This is a genomic window from Bartonella sp. AP21QHHD, assembly GCF_042196205.1.
In the GTDB taxonomy this organism is placed as follows: Bacteria; Pseudomonadota; Alphaproteobacteria; order Rhizobiales; family Rhizobiaceae; genus Bartonella.
Map to the genome: position 1 here is coordinate 1 of NZ_JBHIPT010000122.1, position 18582 is coordinate 18582.

Sequence of the window (18582 nt, forward strand, 5' to 3'; positions counted from 1 at the left end):
ATCAACCCAAATATTATGCCACGGATTGTAAACCATCCCTTCTGGACTACTACGTGGGCGGTGATTTAAACACCAAACAGAATTGGGCAAAATATCCCCCGCTTGATAACCCGATAAGAGATGACCTTCAATCTCACCAACATCCGCACATAGCGTATGAAATCCACCGATCTTTTCAGAATTATCCTCTGTATAGCCATCAGGAGCCGTTGGATTTTGCGAAATTTCAAAGGATAGCTCATTCGTCTGATCTTTTAAGATGAGATATATATAATAATCCTTTCCTGCTTCAAGATCTTCGTCAAAAGTCATCCTTCCACGCCCTGGAATGCGGTAAAAGAGGTACCTACCCCCATTCTCTTCACCATGATAAAAGCGAAAACATGCCCCGTCATTGATCACAAGACCTTTTCTATTTTTCGGATCGGCTTCCAGAATTCTGTCAGGTTGATGAAAACGCNCAAGCCCTTGCTTCGTCGTATCAGCTTCTTCTTTTGCTTGCTCCGCAACACTCTTCGCTTCTTCTGCTGTTATCTTCGCAGTCTCGGCTACTTCCTTGGCTTCTACAACCAAAGGTTCTACCTTATCTGCCTTAACCTGCACCGCTTCACAAATGATCAGATCAAATTCTGATAAACCGTATTTCTCTTGCGCATCCGCAATCACTTGGATTAATTGGTAAGTAGCAAACACCACGGTCATTGCATTCGCTAAGACTTTATTTGTTTTTTTCAAAGCTTTTGAACATCAGTTGGTAGCTGATAGAGCCAAGATCTGAGACATCGAGTTCGACAACAGCATCTTTGTTTTACGACGCTTGCCAACTTATGTATCAGAATACACCACAAAGGAATGAAACAGTACTTCTGTATAGCGTGTCCATTCTCTTATCGTTTATGACATCAAAGCCAGAAAAGGCACGAGAAACAAAACACGCTCTCCAGTTCCGGCTATTTGTTGTGCTATCTTAAAGCTGGTAAAAATCTTCTCCGTTCCAAATGCCATAATAAGTTTGCCACGGTCTGCTTCTTTTTAATCATCACAGACTTTCTCATACTTTTGGATTTGTTGAAAAGTTATCCCTAATTGGTGCCCTAATTGCTTTTACGACATTCCCAGCATTTTTCTTTGAAAGCGATTTTTTGCCTATAGAAATGTCGTTAAAATGTGGCTTTTTGCTTTTCACTTTCAAGTCCCCCGCCGGTTGCGAGCACCCTCGCATTAGTATTCCGAGAGCCTGAAAGTATTGAATACGAACCAGATTTTTACTTTTAGTGCTCATAGCACCTAGACATAGAAAAATATCCCATAATTCCGAGACACCCACAGAGTGGGCTCATTTATGATCGAACTTTAGGGCTTTCAGACCCTACTAATCGCTGCGTAGACGAGCAAAATCACTCTTTAAGTAATAAAGTAATTTCAGGAGATTAGCAATCAAAATGAAAATAATCTCAAAGACTATAAGATTGAGCACTCTTCAAAAGAGGATAATGCGAAGGGCTGTCATCGTGGTTAGTCATTAACCCACATAATGCTTCTTTTCCAGAAAACGCAAAACGCGATATAAGAAAAAATGTTGTTTGCAAAGTTTTCTCTTGCCTATACAAAGAGAAAATGAAAAATTTGGAGGGCTCCCATGATAAATGACATCTACTGTGTTGGATACAATTATGTTGAACATGTTCATGAACTAGGTAATGTTGTTGAAGATGAACCTGTTATCTTTAGCAAGCCAAAAAGTTCACTCGTTTTAGGCAATGAAATTTATCTCCCTGATTTTTCCAAAGAAATACATTTTGAAACCGAAATTGTGCTCAAAATCTCAAAGGACGCTTTCATGATTATGGAGGCAGAAGCAGAAGAATGCTATGATGCCGTAGCAATAGGTCTTGATCTCACCGCGCGGGATTTGCAAACAAAACTGAAAGAAAAAAAGCTTCCTTGGCTTTTATCGAAAGGATTTAAAGGCGCTGCATACGTCTCTGACTTCATAAACAAGGAAAAAATAAACAACCCAATAACCTTTGCAATGAAGTTGAATGGCGAAACAAGACAAGTTGGCAATACGAAAAATATGATCTTTAGCTTTGAGAAGATAATCTCATTTTTAAGTCACTACATTCAGCTAAGACGTGGTGATCTCATATACACAGGCACTCCACAGGGTGTCGGAAAACTTTCTCAGTTTGACAGAATAGAATTGTATCTCGAAAATCAATTAATTTCAGAGCTAAAAGTAAAATGAATCATCAAATACTGACCTTTTTCCTTGTTTCATTTTTTTAGTCATCTCACTGGGGCCGAATATGGCCCTTATCATCGATAATGCAACGAGATTGGGAAGAAAGAACGCATTTGTAAACGTTTTAGGATTGTGTACAGCAACATATGTGCATGGGGCATTTTCCACACCTAGGTGTATCAGCGCTCATTCTCAACAACAAAACGCTGTTTTTTTTAGTAAAACTCATGGGTGGCAGCTATTTATTATACATGGGCTTTAAATCAATTAAATCTGGAATACACAGCTTAAATTCAAAAGAAAGAAGTTCAACGAATGAAAAGCATGCTACGAGTTAAACAAAGCTTTTAACCAGCTATATGGACGGTTTTCTGACACAAATACTAAACCCCAAAGTATCTATATTTTACATAGCAGCTTTTCCAAAATTCTTAGCTTCTGGAGGTAGCATTAAAAAAGGTTTTGAACTTGTCACAATACATTCTTTCAACATCTTTGCATGGTTTACTTTAATGACCATTTTTATATCATTTGCCAGTACCGCCTTAAAAAAGCAGCGGGTAAAAGGCTCGATTAACATTGCGACAGGAACAGTTTTATCTTTGATAACAAATTGTAAAGTTAATAGAGCAATCTTTTCCTGATTCTGTCTCTCACTATGAATAGCTCAATCTCTAACAGAGCTTATACAATCCCCAGTTCTTTTTTTCTTCATATAACTGAATTACGTTGCATTTCTTTATCATACTCTCAAGGACGTTTGTGTAAACAATGTGAGTTTCTCGCAATATTTTATAAAATGTTACCAATATCTAAACAAAATCCTTATTCATCACTTTAAAAAAATAAGCTATGACATTCCTCTTTTCGTTTATGAAACAAAAGTAACTTTTTGATTTATGATAGCACCATACAAACAAAAAAATGATTTAAAAATCATTTTAATTTTCCATTAAAAATTGTTTCTTAAACTAAGATGAGAACTCTCGAGTGCTATTTGAGCAAAAAGTAAACTCTCACCATTATGAATAATAATAAATAATGCACTGATTACAAATAATAAGTTTCAAAAAATTATAAAAACTCCTGACAACTTTCTGAAATAATTTTAAAAGCCCCACGTCTTTTAATGAACAATTAATTTGTTATTCATAACAATAAAAAGCTCCCCATTCAAATATCTGTTACGTTATTTAAGAGGAAAACATTCTCTTTTTTCAAAACCATATTCCTAAAACATATTCTTTTCTTTATCCACACAAAATCATAAAAAACGTTTTTTTCCTTTACACCTCATTTATATCATGCTTCGATACAAAATAATGCTTTTTTAGTGTAATTTAATCTCAAAATAATTAAAGGGAACCCCCAAAAAATGAGCTACAAACAAAATTTAAAAGATAATTCTCAGAATAAGTTACAGCGTGGACTACACAACCGACATGTACAACTTATAGCCATTGGTGGTGCTATTGGAACAGGTCTCTTCATGGGGGCAGGAAAAACAATTAGTGTAGCAGGTCCTTCCATCATACTCGTTTATGCTATTATCGGTTTTGCTCTATACTTTGTCATGCGTGCTATGGGAGAATTGTTGCTTTCTAATTCACAATACCGATCTCTTATTGATTTTTCAACCGATATGCTAGGACCGGGAATCGCTTTCTTTGTTGGCTGGAGCTATTGGTTGAGCTGGGTTGTAACTGGAGCTGCTGACATTATTGCCATCATCACTTATATGAACTTTTGGTGGCCAACACTCAATCCATGGTTTACCGTTTTTACCTGCATTAGTGTCTTTTTAATCTTTAACCTCTTTGCCGTGAAACTATTCGGTGAACTTGAATTCTGGTTTGGTCTTATCAAAGTCGTCGCAATTTTAGCATTAATTGTTGTGGGATTTTATATGATCGTTACGGGCTTTACCTCTCCCAATGGTACGGTTGCTTCTCTCAATCACGTATGGAACGATGGCAATATCTTTCCGCGAGGAATGACAGGTTTTTTTGCTGGATTTCAAATTGCCATTTTTTCTTTTGTTGGTATAGAAATTGCTGGAACAACCGCTGCTGAAGTAAAAGAACCTAAAAAAGTTCTCCCCAAAGCAATTAATGCAATACCGATCCGTATTGTACTCTTTTACATTTTTTCTCTCGCTGTAATTATGTCTGTCACACCTTGGGATCAAATTGTTCCAGATAAAAGCCCCTTTGTCTCGATGTTTTGGCTTGCAGGCATTCCGATAGCTGCTGGCTTGGTAAACTTTGTCGTTATTACCTCAGCTGCCTCTTCAGCAAATAGTGGTATTTTTTCTACCAGCCGTATGATATATGGACTTGCAACACAAAAAGGTGCCCCTCCAATTTTAGGTAAACTTTCCAGATACCATGTTCCAGCCAATGCTCTATTCTTTTCCTGTTTATGTATTTTAATAGGGTATACAATTGCCTCACTCTCTCCAAGCCTCATAAGTGCTTTTACAATTGTGACAAGCATTTCAGCTATTGCATTTTTATTCGTATGGTCTGTAATTTTGATTAGCTATATTGTGTATCGTCGCAATCGCCCTCATCTACACGCTGAATCCATTTATAAAATGCCAGGAGGTGTTATCATGTGTGGGATAATTTTAGTTTTCTTTGTTTTCATGCTCTATTTGTTGACATTAGAAGCTGATACTCTACTAGCCTTAAAATATAGTATATTCTGGTTTGTTTTCTTAGGTATAATGTATTTTATGTTTGTAAAGAAAAAAATAACTCAAGGTAACAAATAAAGTCTATACATAAAAACATCTCAAAAAAGGGTAATTTTAGTTACCCTTTTTCTACTTAACCTCCTCCCCAAACATCAAAAAACGACGATTCCTACCGGCACCGGTTTGTAAACAATCCGGCTTATTAAGGGGGAATGCTGCTGATCATTTATATGGTTCACCTACATAAGGCTCTATGGGCTAGCCCTGCCCTGAACACTCACCACCCATTCTAAAAATACTTAATGCGTAAAATGTTATATGCTTTATATCACTACTCTACACAACAGTATTTTACTGCACAATAGGATAAGAAACGAGCTATTCTGTAAAAAATTCTCTATAAACTTCACTGACATTGTTTACTAATAAAACATGAGATTTATCTAAAACTTTCCCCCCAAAAAAATTTATATTCAATTTTTTATCAAAATTAAAAATATAGCTCTAAACAGAATATATCTTAATAGCTATCTGCAATAAAAAAAGATTCTATGAAAATATTTTTCTATTTGTAATAAATTTTAAATATTAATACTTAAGTGTAAATTTTAAATATATTTTTTAATGTTTTAAATAATAGTTTAACCATTTAAACTTATTTTATTTATATACAAAGTTTTATATTTAATAAATTTACAATTTTATTTATATTTTTATATAGATAACAATATCTATAAATAAATAATTTTAAATATAAAGATATTTATATAAAAATTACTATAAACAAATATACATAAATATAAATTATTATTTATATACATATAATAATAATATATAATATAAATTATATTATATATTATATATATTACTTATGTATAAAACATAAAAAATCAAAAAAATATAATACAATTTATCTTTTTTTCTTATATATAAAATAATTATTCCATTAATTAATAATGTTTTTGCTTTATTCACATATAGTCATAGAAAAAAATTCCTTTACTCCTTAACCATAGCGTGTTCCGATAGAAGGAATTACCTTTTTTAGGGTAATTTTTATTTAAAAATAACTAAGGAGAACTCCCCAAAAATGAACAAACAAAATTTAGAAAAAAAACCTAAGAAGAAATTGCAACGTGGACTACATAACCGACACATACAACTTATAGCCCTTGGTGGAGCGATTGGAACAGGTCTCTTCATGGGATCAGGAAAAACAATCAGTGTAGCAGGCCCCTCAATTCTACTCGTTTATGCAATTATTGGTTGTGCTCTATACTTTGTCATGCGTGCTATGGGAGAGTTATTGCTTTCTAATACACAATACCGATCTTTTATTGACTTCTCAACCGATCTTCTAGGGCCATGTGCCGGATTCTTTATCGGCTGGACATATTGGTTGTGTTGGATTGTCACTGGAACTGCTGAAATTATTGCTATTGTCACTTATACACACTTTTGGTGGCCTGAGCTCAATCCGTGGATTCCTGTTATAATTGGTCTTATGTCCTTTTTAATTCTTAACCTCGTCGCCGTAAAACTATTTGGCGAACTTGAGTTTTGGTTTGGTTTTATCAAAATCGTAGCAATTCTAGTCCTAATCGTTGTAGGATTTTATATGATCTTTACCGGTTTTGTCTCTCCAAACGGTACGGTTGCTTCTCTTAACCATATATGGAACGGTGGGAATATTTTTCCGCGAGGAATTACAGGCTTTTTTGCTGGATTTCAAATTGTTATTTTTGCTTTTGTTGGCATTGAACTCGCTGGAACAGCTGCTGCTGAAGTAAAAGAGCCTCAAAAAGCTTTACCACAGGCTGTTAATTCAATACCAATCCGCATTGTATTCTTTTATATATTCTCTCTTCTTGTGATTATGTCTGTGACGCCGTGGGATCAAATCAGTCCAGAAAAAAGCCCATTTGTAACAATGTATGCACTTATTGGTATCCCAACTGCTGCAGGTTTGATGAACTTTGTTGTCCTCACAGCTGCCGCATCTTCAGCAAATAGTGGAATTTTTTCTACCAGCCGTATGATATATGGGCTAGCAACACAAAAAGGTGCTCCTAAATTTTTAGGAAAACTTTCTCGTAACCACGTTCCAGCCAACGCATTATTCTTTTCATGTATATGCATCTTATTTGGTTATGCCGTTGTATCGTTATCTCAAACACTCATAGCTGCTTTTACAATTGTTACGACAATTGCCGCAACTTTGTTTATATTTGTATGGTCTATCATTTTGATCAGCTATATCGTCTATCGCCGCAATCGTCCTCTCCAGCATACTGTCTCTCCTTATAAAATGCCAGGAGGTGTTGTTATGTGTTGGGCGCTTCTTGTTTTCTTTGCATTCATTATCTATTTATTGTCATTAGAAGCTGACACTGCCATAGCTTTAAAATACACTCCAGCATGGTTCATATTTTTAGGAATTGTATACTTTCTTTTTGGGAAAAAGAATTATGCAAAAAATTAAAAAATAAAGCTTATGTTTCCAAAAACATATAAAAAAGGGTAACTAAAGTTACCCTTTTTTTGATATTTATCTATAAAATTATAAAAGCTATTGACAAAATATCTCTGTAGAATCTTCAATTACGCTCTTTATCAACCAAAGCATTCGATTTTATCCAAGGCATCATAGAACGAAGTTTTTTACCAACTTCTTCAATAGGATGATTATCATTTAAACGCCGCATACTTTTAAAATGAGCAGCACCAGCTTTATATTCTTGAATCCAATTCGATGTAAATTTACCCGTTTGAATATCTTTCAATATACGTTTCATTTCTGCTCTGGTTTCATCCGTAATCACACGTGGACCAGACATATATTCACCCCATTCAGCTGTATTAGAAATCGAATAATTCATATTTGCAATGCCCCCTTCATACATGAGATCAACAATCAGTTTAACCTCATGCAAACACTCAAAATAAGCCATTTCCGGCGCATAACCTGCTTGTGTTAATGTTTCATAACCTGCTCGAATCAATTCAACAAGACCACCACAAAGAACCGCTTGTTCACCAAAAAGATCAGTTTCGCACTCTTCTTTAAATGTTGTTTCAATCACCCCAGCACGTCCACCACCAAGTCCACATGCATAAGATAATGCTACATTATGTGCATGCCCTGAAGCATCTTGCGCCACCGCTATTAAGCAAGGAACACCACAACCCCGTTGGTATTCATGACGAACTGTATGCCCTGGACCTTTAGGAGCAATCATCACAATATCAACGTTTTTTTTAGGTTCAATCAAGCCAAAATGAATGCTCAAACCATGCGCAAAAGCAATCGCTGCCCCATCGTGTAAATGATCATGAATATGTTCCTTATAAATATCAGCTTGCAATTCATCTGGTGTTGCCATCATGATGAGATCTGCCCATTTTGCTGCTTCAGCAACACTCACCACTTCAAAACCATCAGCCATGGCTTTTTTAACTGTTTCCGACCCTGAACGCAAAGCTATTTGCACATTTTTAACACCAGAATCTTTCAAGTTTAAAGCGTGCGCACGCCCTTGAGAACCATAACCAACAATGGCTACTTTTTTCCCTTTAATGAGATTAACATCCGCATCACGATCATAATAAACACGCATAAAAAATTCCTTCTTTCTCTATTTAAACTGGATTTCAGATTATTTTTATTCAATAAGAAACATTATCTACAGTGCATCACACACTTATAAAGACAAAAAACACAGCTTATAAGAACACAGCAATTGAATAATTTTAAAGTTTACATATTGCATAGAAAAAACTGTAGTCCCCAAACATTCCTAAAACATATACGGATCCCCAAATAAACTTCAACTGCTATTCTACAAAAACAATAATTACACAAAATAAGATTTCTAAAGAAAATTTAGCTAATATTCTACTCTTTTATCGTGCAACAACGCTATATTCTAAAAATTAAGATACAACATACAATCTTTAACATGAACCAAATCAATACGGATAGCAAGAAAAATTACAAAATAACAAGTATTGTTTTAATACAACCTTCAAAAGCATATACAACAATATCTTTAGAATAATAGAGAGGATGTTTTTACTTTTTACGTTCTTTTAATATCCACGCCTCTCACACGAAGAAGCCCCCATACGGCTATTATGTTATCCATTTATGGCGCCTTATAAAAAAATTTTAATATGCTCAAGCCCTTTTCAAGAATTCCCTATAATAGTGTAAGATTTATTGCACATCACTCTCTTTACTTCATAAAGCTACAAGTCGATATCATCATTCTATTTAACAGCTCCTATTGCATTAAGCTTATTCATAAGGAGATCTTACGTTATACTATTTACAGATAACCCAAAAATGAGCTCAAATATCAAGAAAATTTGTGTATTGATCCATTAAAATCCTACGCACTCCTTTATAAGGGAAATACTTTCAAAACCCTACTTCTTCTCCATTCAAAGAAATTATAATAAGAAGATTTTAAAACTTCCTCATAATGGATAGTACAAATAAAAAACATCGCATGCACTCAAAAACAAAAGATAGAAAGCAACCAATAAATAGAGGAACAATAGAATATTTATAATGCACGATAATAGTGCTATTTATCTCAAACATATATAAAATTGTTTTTTAAGATAAATTGGCAAACCTCTATAAAAATTTCTTTTCCAATTTTTATAGAGAGAAAAAGATTACGATAATAACCGGATAAAACGCTGAACAGTCTCATGTATTCCATACTCTAATGCATCAGCAATGAGCCCATGGCCAATAGAAACTTCATCAAGCCAAGGAATATTTTTGACAAGAGCAGGAAGATTCATAAGTGTCAGATCATGCCCTGCGTTTATACCTAACTGCAATTCTTTTGCTCTTCTTGCTGCTAAAACAAGTTTATTGAGCTCTTGATCTTGTTTTGTTTTATCCTGAAATGCACCACCGTAAGGTCCCGTGTAAAATTCCACACGATCAGCGCCCATTGCTTTAGCAATATCAAGACCATCGACAGTAGGATTAGCAAAAAGGGATACACGAATCTTTCTGTTTTTTAAATTCTGAATAATAGGTGCTAAAAATTCTGCATCATGAGCAAAATTCCAACCATGATCAGACGTTGACTGATCTGGATCATCAGGAACAAGGGTAATCTGATCCGCATAGTTTTTAGCGATATCCAAAAATTGATCACTGGGATAACCTTCAATATTAAACTCAGCAGTAGGAAAAGTGTTCTTTATTAAACAGTATATATCTGGTAAATCCGCAAAACGAATATGCCTTTCATCAGGGCGCGGATGAACCGTCAAACCTGCTGCTCCAGCAGCAAGCGCTATATGCCCAATATTCGTTATACTTGGCCACGGAAGATTACGTCGATTACGCAAAACAGCAACAGCATTAAGATTAACCGAAAGTTTTACCGCCATGCCCATTTCCATTTTTTTATAGTGTGTAACAAGATAGAAAAAAGGCATTTTCCATCTGAAACTTAGATGATATACACATCTTTTTTCTATCGAACAATCGTTAAACGTTCTGCTGCGCGGGTAATTCCCGTATAAAGCCAGCGCGCATACATATCACGAAATGCAAAACTTTCATCAAACAAAACGACATTATTCCATTGAGAACCTTGCGCCTTATGAACCGTTAATGCATACCCATAATCAAAATCATCATATCGCTTTTTTAATTGCCATGAAATTTCTTGATCAGGGTTTTCAAACGCTGCTTTTAAAAGTTTAATCTTTGCTACCCCACGCTCACTTTCTTCTGGTTTCACAAGAAGATTAATACTTGGTTTAACGGTCTCCTTCTGTGAAGTCATCACCTTCCATAAAGAGCCATTCAACAAACCTTTAATCGGATCATTTCGCAAACACACCAGCTTATCTCCCGCTTGTGGATAATCTGCTGTAAATCCCTTTAACACACGCAAACGCTGATTATAAAGGTGGCGTGTACGATTAACCCCTACCAAAACCTGATCAGCATCCAAAACCAATTGTTGATTGACCTCTTTACGTGTCACAACGCGCGCTTCTCCATAGTCACCATAAGCAATATCGCGTCCTTCACGTACATCCATAGCAAGACGTATAATCGGATTATCTCGCGCTTGCCGATGAATTTCTGAAAGAAGAAAATCTGGTTCTCCATTAGAAAAAAAGCCTCCACCTGATATAGGAGGCAATTGACCTGGATCACCAAGAACAAGAATTGGCGTTCGAAAACTCATTAAATCACGGGCCAATTTTTCATCTACCATCGAGCACTCATCAACAATAATGAGTTTAGCTTGTGCAGCAGCACTTCTTCGATTTAACATAAATGTTGGAGCAATAGACTTTTTTCCTGTTATTTCATCGGAAACTTCCTCTTCTCCACGCGGACAATAAATCAGCGAATGAATCGTACAAGCATTGCTTGCACCTTTAGAACGCAAAACCTGCGCCGCCTTCCCTGTAAAAGCAGCAAATTGAACAGAACCATCAACTGTCTCTGCAAAATAGCGTGCAAGCGTCGTCTTACCCGTCCCCGCATAGCCAAAAAGGCGAAAAAGAGGAAAACGCCCTTCCTTCAACCACGCGGCAACAGCCTTCAATGCATTATCCTGTTCCGGCGAAAACTGCATAGCTTACCAACATAAGATTTGCATAAAAAGAGCAGTATTTTGAAAAAAACCGACTATCAAGAAAAACCTTTTTATTAAGAATTGCTGACACACGCCCATCTAACAACTTTCGTAGCACAATTATCAATTATTTACCCATTGTTTTTTCAAGATATTGTAACAATCTAAATTTTATCTATACATCGATCTTCTTGGTAACACCTTATGCGTATCAAATAAAATATCATTTTTTACAACAGTAACACCAACAATGGAAGATGCATATCTTAAATTTAAAATAACACCTATATACGCTTTTTCTAACCAAAATTTAGAATGAGAAAAAGAGCATTGCAATTGCAAAACCCTCACTAGAAAAAATGTCCTTAACAGGATAAAAATAATGTAATTTTTGAACGCTATTTTACACAATCAATCAGCTTTCTTGCTCATAAAATAAAGTACATCCACTATTACGAAATAATAATTAAATATATCAAAAACCTTTTAGCAGAAATAAAAATAGCTCTCAACAAAACGACTTAATCCTATGATGATACACCTATAAAGTTCCTATCTCCCTCTCATCATGATTTTAATAAATTTACTCTTCATGCTACAAATAAGTGATATCTCAACGAATAAAGAGAGACATCACACTTATATGAAGCACGCTTTATCTCGCACAAATATGTAGCTTTTTCTGTTTCAACAATAAAATATGGTTCGTAAGTATGGCCTTCTTGGTAGTCTATTATAGAAAACTGGGACATGGCTTCAGTCCAGCGTAGCACTTCAGGTTCATCCTCTAGAATATGAGAAAAGCGCAATTCTCCATCTATTGAGTTAAACTTTTTCTTTTTGTCGCAATGTTTTAAAGTTTATAAAAACTAACTGATTAATGCTATTCTTATTGTTAGAAATAACAATAAATCAAGGGGTATAATTTGTTAATAGGCTTGGTGTTATGTCAAAATATCAGCGATGAGATTGCTTTTTGGTTGTTTTAGAAATGAAATAATGAGCTCAAATATTGATGAATGAAACGGAAGGTTTAAATTGAAAATATTAATTCCAGATGACTATCAAAAAGCCACCCTAACATTACAGTCTATTACAAAATTAATGAAATCGCATGAAGTGCTGGTTATAAATAATTTAGCTAAAGAATGTGATTTAGAAGATAAGCTCAAAGAGATAGATATTCTTATCTTAATCAGAGAGCGGACTATAGTTGATAGAAATCTTCTCCTGAAACTGCCAAATTTAAAATTAATCTGCCAAACAGGCCCTATAGGTTCACATATTGATATAGAAGCTTGTAGAGACTTAGGAATTGAAATATTAGACGGTGGTGGAGATCCAACTTCTGCTGCTGAATTTGCGTGGCTCTTAATTATGTCTGCGCGTAGAAAACTCTGTAAATCTGTATCTGATATGAAAAAAGGACGATGGCAAACAACATTTGGCAACCAAATGAAAGGGGCTACTCTTGGAATATTCGGGTTTGGCCGTATTGGTAAAATGGTTGCTCAATATGCTCAAGCTTTTGGCATGTCCATTTTGGTTTATGGGAGCGAGCGTTCAACGCAAGAAGCAAAAAATTTAGGTTATCATTTTACGCATTCAAAAGATGAATTTTTTACACGTCCTGACATTATATCTGTCCATTTACGTTTAAGCGATAAAACCAGAGAAATCATAAAATTAGATAATCTATTGAGCATGAAACCACATGCTATTTTTGTTAACACAGCGCGTTCAGCTTTGGTTGAAAAAGGGGCGATAGAAAAAATACTAAGTTTGGAAAATTCAACTTACTTTGCACTGGATGTTTATGACAGCGAGCCAGTATATGAGAGCAAATTATTGCAATCAGATAGAGTTCTTTGCACACCGCATCTGGGCTATGTGACTGAAGAAAGCTTTGAGAATTATTTTGAAAAAGCTTGCCAAAATATAGCTTCTTTTATAAAGAGCGCTTAATGCCGGCTGAGCCAATGTTTGTAAAATTTATCTTATATCGCTAGCGTATCAAATTTGCACGACACATAATAGCTTATTTCCTTAAATTAAGCATATTCCTTAGTTTTCATATTAATACCAATAGTATGGACAGATTTTTATGTAATCAGCATAAAATACCTAATTTATTGTTGCAAGCATTATTAAAAAAGGCTACTTTATTGGAATACAATTTAATTGGAGGGGGGCTGAGTGAGCAATAATAAATTTATAGAAAAGAATTATTATAGATGGATTATATTGCTTGTTGCCACTATCGCTCAAGCATCAGCTTGCTTCTTTGTTCAAGGGATTGGTCCTTTAGCTAAATTTTTTAAGAAAGATTTCTCGCTTAGTAACTCTCAGATAGGTTTGCTGTCTTCAGCAGCGCAGTTCCTACCTATTATTGGCTTACTTGTAGCTGGTGAATTACTAGACAAGTTTAACGAGCGCTATATTATTGGAGTTGGCGCGATCGGCGTTTCTGTCGCTCTTTTGTTGGGAGCAATCGCAGATAACTATATTTCCCTTTTGGTTTGTTTGCTAATTATAGGGGAATTTTATAGTTCTGCTCAATCCGGTGGCGCTAAATCTGTTTCGGCGCTAAATCTGTTTCTTCATGGTTTCCACAATCGCAGCGCGGATTTGCAATGGGAATAAGGCAGGCGGGGTTAACATTAGGTTGTGGGGGCATTAGCTGGAATAGTTCTTCCTGCTAGTGTGCTTGTCTATGGCATACAAGGTGCGTTTTGGTCGGTGCCATAGTTTCTTTTTTAGGGGGATGTATATTTATTATTTTTTATCACTCACCAGCAAAAGTTATCGCTATCGTTCCAAAAAGCAAGGCAAGAATTTCGTTCTATGCAAATGTAAGATCTCGTCTTGCAATGTTGGCTGCGCCTCATATGAAGAATATTATTTTTCCAAGCGTTTCACTTGTGATCGTTCAATATGTTTTAACCATTTTTATAACGATCTATTTTTATAGAATCTATCACCTGTCTCTAGATAAAAGTGCTTATTTATTTTTTGTTTCACAGGCTTCTGGTGCCTTAGGAAGAATTATTTTAGCAGCGTAGTGTGATCATTGTAAAAAAGGACAATTTTTTCCTGTCTTGTTTTGCATGATTGCAGTCGTTTTTGGATTTTTAATATTAATTTTGGGCATAAGTGGATCCATAATTTATTTAACTATTTTATCTGCTTGGTTAGTTTTTGGAGGAATGGGATAGTATGGCCCTTGGGCTGCTTATATTGTAGACTCTTAAGCCGAAAGAAAGCGTTGTGTTTTCTCTGGGTTTAGCAATATCTGTAAATCAAATCGCAATTATTACTACTCCACCATTATTTGGATTAATCCAAGATTTTACAGACACTTATTTACTAACATGGCTGATTTTAATTATTGTTTTTTCACTTTTTTAATAAAAAAGTAGGGAAATATAATTGGGGGAAATTATAATGATAAATGGAAAATACTTTTTAGTTGAGCAATGTCGAAAGAGACAAACTTTGAGAGGCTTTAGACCATGTTATTTATGATCCATACGGTGGTATTGAATATTCGGTTGAGTTAAAAAAATAGCATTTTCGCTGCTACCACATAGAATATTGACAATTCTTATGAACCAAAAGGTGTCTATTACCCCTAGACCATATTTAATCTTTGAAAACCTTCCTGTTGATAGACAAATTAATATGTCACCTAATCCTTACAATTTAGATGCGTCTTGTAAAAGTGGCTATATTAGCGAAAATTTAATTATGATGTTTTCTTTATTGATCGGAGAGCCTTATTCAATTAAGTTTGAAGGCGAACATATAGTAAATAACCTAGTTCCTTTAGAGGATAATAAAAAAGATTATACAGGATTAGGATCTGAAGTTGAGTTAGATTTTCATATGAAAATGCTGCACTAAAATTTATAACGGATTTAAATTTATCTCCTAAAGGGGATACTTTTATCTGGTGTTCGCAATGGTGTTGATGGTCCGTTAACGATGATGCACGTCTAGCTTTAAAACTTTTAAGTGAGGAGGATTTGAGGAGCTTCAGGGATAATTTATATATAATTAATGTTCCCTATAGATGGAGAAAAAATGGGGTAACTTCTACAAGTAAAGTGCCCCTCGTTCAAGGGGACGGTGAATTCCCAGATATCAGCGCTGTTTTTTATCTAGGCATGTTAGAGCCACAGTCAAAAAAAGCCAAGGAAGCTTTAGATCATTTTTATGAAGCTATTAAGGCTATATCTTTTGGAATTGATGTACAACCAGGAAGATTATTATACATTGATAATAGAATGGCCCTACACTCTAGAGATAAATTTTTTGGATCATTTGATAGTTATGAAAATCCAATGCGATGGATTCAAAGAGTGTTTGTGTCTGCAGATTTATGGAATCATAGATATATAGAACAAATAAAAGAAAGAATATTTAATTTTCAATGTTAATATCCTGATAATGATATGATGTTGAGTATTATTCTGGTTTATATATTGACGATACATCTCATATGTATAGGTTTCTCCCGCATAATCATACCTGATTATAAGCTATGGTGACCTATTGGTTTTCTATGGCTGCATTTGATTTTTGTTATTTTTTCCCTTCCTTTCAAACCGCTAGGGGGATTTTCCTATCAAGCCCCTGAAAGAGCTATTTTGAGTAATTTCATAATGCAAAACCAAAACATAGTAACAAACTTTTCTATTGTTTTCATAGGCATAATGGCTTGCATGGTTGCACCCTTCAAGCAGTGTGGCTTTTTTTCTTGCACGATGAAATCATTCATATATGAGACAACATAATTAATTTATAACAGATAATTCAATGTATTATCTAAAAAATGCAACGAAATAGCTATTAATGTGAACATATGAATTAAAAAAACAAACATCGCGTACAAATAAATTCAAACATAATTGTGCACACGACTTATAACATTTTTTAGATGAACAAATAATAATACACCCCATGTCTTTAAACAAAGAATGAAAATCATAAAATGAGCTCTAAGGATAATAGAAACTCTCCACAAAGAAGAGACAGAGATGAAGACTCCAAAGACTTCATCATCACCATCCTTCATCATTTTGTTAACATATTCATTTTATACAAGAATCTTTCCCTCGGAAGAAATAGCATTTGCAATAGCTTCTTCGCTTGCCTCATCGGGTAATAACATCTCATTATGAGCACATCCCGATGGGATCATAGGAAAACAGTTTTCTAAATGATAAACACGACAATCAAAAAGAACAGGCTTATCACAGTCAATCATCTGCTGAATTTTATCATCAAGTTCATCGGGTTTTGAACAATGAATTCCCACGGCTCCATAAGCTTGTGCCAATTTCACAAAGTCAGGCATAGATTCCGTATAAGAATGAGAAAGACGATTACCATGCAGCAATTGCTGCCACTGGCGGACCATTCCCATATACTGATTATTTAAAATGAAAATTTTCACCGGTGTGTCATGCTGAATAGCTGTTGCAAGCTCTTGAATATTCATCTGAATGGAGGCATCACCAGAAATACACACAACAAGCGCATCAGGATGCGCTATTTGAACACCTATAGCAGCAGGTAAACCATACCCCATCGTTCCAAGACCACCAGAAGTCATCCAATGTTTTGGTTCATCAAAATGATAATACTGCGCTGCCCACATCTGATGCTGCCCGACATCCGTTGTAATATAAGCATTCGCATCTTTGGTAAAAGCATACAGCCGTTCAAGAGCATATTGCGGCATAATGACATCTTTTTTCTCCGCATATGCCAATGAATTACGAGCCTTCCAACGGTTAATTTGCGTCCACCACGCCTCACGGACTTCACTGTTAAACGCTGGTTGCTGTATCTTTAAGAGTTGCGTCATATCTCCTAAAACACAAGCCACATCACCAATAATTGGAACTTCTGCTTTTACAATTTTATTGATAGAAGAAGGGTCAATATCAATATGAATAATACGCGCATGAGGTGCAAATGCATCAAGGCGCCCAGTGATACGATCATCAAATCGTGCTCCAACAGCTAACATGACATCACAATCATGCATGGCCATATTAGCCTCATAGGTTCCATGCATTCCAAGCATTCCAAGCCAATTTTTACCGGAAGCAGGATAAGCACCAAGTCCCATTAATGTTGAAGTAATCGGAAAATCCCCCAATTGAACCAAATTACGTAAAAGCTGTATAGCTTTCATCCCCGATGAAATAACACCACCACCAGAATAAATAATAGGGCGTTTTGCCTCAACTAAAAGAGAAACGGCAGATTCATTAGCCTTAGTATTCCCTTTCAACGATGGAAAAGAATGTAAAGACTCCTGAACTTGAGGTGCTCTATAAAATCCTGAAGCAAATTGAACATCCTTAGGAATATCAATCAAAACCGGCCCAGGACGACCTGATTGAGCAAGAAAAAAAGCTTCATGAATAATAGCCGCAAGATCATTGACATTTTTAACCAGCCAATTACGCTTCGTACAAGGCTTTGTAATTCCAACTGTATCAGCCTCTTGAAAAGCATTTGTTCCAATCACCGTTGTTGACACCTGCCCAGAAAAACAAATAAGAGGTATCGAATCCATAAGAGCATCTTGCAAAGGTGTAACAGCATTCGTTGCCCCTGGACCAGAAGTCACAAGCATAACCCCTACCTTCCCTGTGCTGCGTGCATAGCCTTCAGCTGCATGCCCTGCGGCTTGTTCATGGCGCACCAAAATATGCTGGAGTGTATCTTGGTGATAAAGAACATCAAAAATAGGCAAAACAGCCCCACCAGGATAACCAAAAATATGTTCAACGCCTTGATCTATAAGAGCTTGAACCACTATTTCAGCGCCCGACATTATTTTTCCATCTGCACTCTCTTGCTTTCTTGGATCATTTCTCATTTTTCCCACTCACCTACTTTATAGGACAATAAAAAAGCCCCTAACGGAGCCCATAAAAAAAGCCCCCAAAGGAGCCCATTACACAACACATACTGTATGATTACCCCCATTATTC

General features: G+C 35.5%; 12 protein-coding genes and 3 pseudogenes. 9 read left to right on the forward strand and 6 right to left on the reverse strand.

What is annotated here, in order from left to right; genetic code table 11:
* Positions 1–735: pseudogene (locus ACFIMC_RS09470) on the reverse strand (hypothetical protein); the annotation flags it as partial.
* Positions 736–1107: 372 nt separating this feature from the next.
* Positions 1108–1282: pseudogene (locus ACFIMC_RS09475) on the reverse strand (transcriptional regulator); the annotation flags it as partial.
* Between the two features lie 357 nt (positions 1283–1639).
* On the opposite strand from ACFIMC_RS09475, the gene ACFIMC_RS09480 reads away from it, so the two are divergent.
* The 4 genes and pseudogenes from ACFIMC_RS09480 to ACFIMC_RS09495 all read left to right on the forward strand — a co-directional run bounded on the left by ACFIMC_RS09480 (position 1640) and on the right by ACFIMC_RS09495 (position 7425).
* The gene (locus tag ACFIMC_RS09480) at positions 1640–2248 is read left to right on the forward strand and encodes a fumarylacetoacetate hydrolase family protein (RefSeq protein ID WP_375613397.1); all 609 of its coding nucleotides are present in this window, start codon (positions 1640–1642) and stop codon (positions 2246–2248) included.
* A gap of 224 nt (positions 2249–2472) precedes the next feature.
* A pseudogene (locus tag ACFIMC_RS09485) lies at positions 2473–2889 on the forward strand (LysE family translocator).
* Between the two features lie 731 nt (positions 2890–3620).
* Positions 3621–5021, forward strand: a complete 1401-nt coding sequence (locus ACFIMC_RS09490; protein WP_375613396.1) for an amino acid permease — start codon at positions 3621–3623, stop codon at positions 5019–5021.
* Between the two features lie 1012 nt (positions 5022–6033).
* Positions 6034–7425 (forward strand): amino acid permease, encoded by a 1392-nt coding sequence (locus ACFIMC_RS09495; RefSeq protein WP_375668350.1) that lies wholly within the window; start codon positions 6034–6036, stop codon positions 7423–7425.
* Between the two features lie 115 nt (positions 7426–7540).
* Here ACFIMC_RS09495 and ilvC read toward each other — a convergent pair whose 3' ends face one another.
* The 3 genes from ilvC to ACFIMC_RS09510 all read right to left on the reverse strand — a co-directional run bounded on the left by ilvC (position 7541) and on the right by ACFIMC_RS09510 (position 11569).
* A complete protein-coding gene (gene ilvC / locus ACFIMC_RS09500; RefSeq protein WP_375612028.1) occupies positions 7541–8560 on the reverse strand; it encodes a ketol-acid reductoisomerase in 1020 nt (339 codons plus the stop codon).
* A 1066-nt stretch (positions 8561–9626) separates the two neighbouring features.
* Entirely contained in the window at positions 9627–10361 is a 735-nt protein-coding gene (locus ACFIMC_RS09505) for a pyridoxine 5'-phosphate synthase (protein ID WP_375613393.1), read from the reverse strand.
* Positions 10362–10447: 86 nt separating this feature from the next.
* Complete coding sequence (locus tag ACFIMC_RS09510) at positions 10448–11569, reverse strand: ATP-dependent RecD-like DNA helicase (RefSeq protein ID WP_375613392.1); 1122 nt, start codon at positions 11567–11569, stop codon at positions 10448–10450.
* A 1038-nt stretch (positions 11570–12607) separates the two neighbouring features.
* Between ACFIMC_RS09510 and ACFIMC_RS09515 the strand changes: the two genes are divergently transcribed.
* The 5 genes from ACFIMC_RS09515 to ACFIMC_RS09535 all read left to right on the forward strand — a co-directional run bounded on the left by ACFIMC_RS09515 (position 12608) and on the right by ACFIMC_RS09535 (position 16008).
* A complete protein-coding gene (locus ACFIMC_RS09515) occupies positions 12608–13534 on the forward strand; it encodes a D-2-hydroxyacid dehydrogenase family protein (protein ID WP_375671900.1) in 927 nt (308 codons plus the stop codon).
* Positions 13535–13765: 231 nt separating this feature from the next.
* The gene (locus ACFIMC_RS09520; RefSeq protein ID WP_375671899.1) at positions 13766–14212 is read left to right on the forward strand and encodes an MFS transporter; all 447 of its coding nucleotides are present in this window, start codon (positions 13766–13768) and stop codon (positions 14210–14212) included.
* Between the two features lie 89 nt (positions 14213–14301).
* Positions 14302–14631: a hypothetical protein gene (locus ACFIMC_RS09525; protein ID WP_375628869.1), complete on the forward strand. Its 330-nt coding sequence runs from the start codon at positions 14302–14304 to the stop codon at positions 14629–14631.
* A gap of 544 nt (positions 14632–15175) precedes the next feature.
* Complete coding sequence (locus tag ACFIMC_RS09530; protein ID WP_375613387.1) at positions 15176–15472, forward strand: hypothetical protein; 297 nt, start codon at positions 15176–15178, stop codon at positions 15470–15472.
* 122 nt (positions 15473–15594) lie between these two features.
* Complete coding sequence (locus ACFIMC_RS09535) at positions 15595–16008, forward strand: TauD/TfdA family dioxygenase (protein WP_375671898.1); 414 nt, start codon at positions 15595–15597, stop codon at positions 16006–16008.
* Between the two features lie 659 nt (positions 16009–16667).
* On the opposite strand, the gene ACFIMC_RS09540 is transcribed toward ACFIMC_RS09535, so the two are convergent.
* Positions 16668–18467, reverse strand: a complete 1800-nt coding sequence (locus ACFIMC_RS09540) for an acetolactate synthase 3 large subunit (RefSeq protein ID WP_375671897.1) — start codon at positions 18465–18467, stop codon at positions 16668–16670.
* Positions 18468–18582 lie beyond the last annotated feature (115 nt).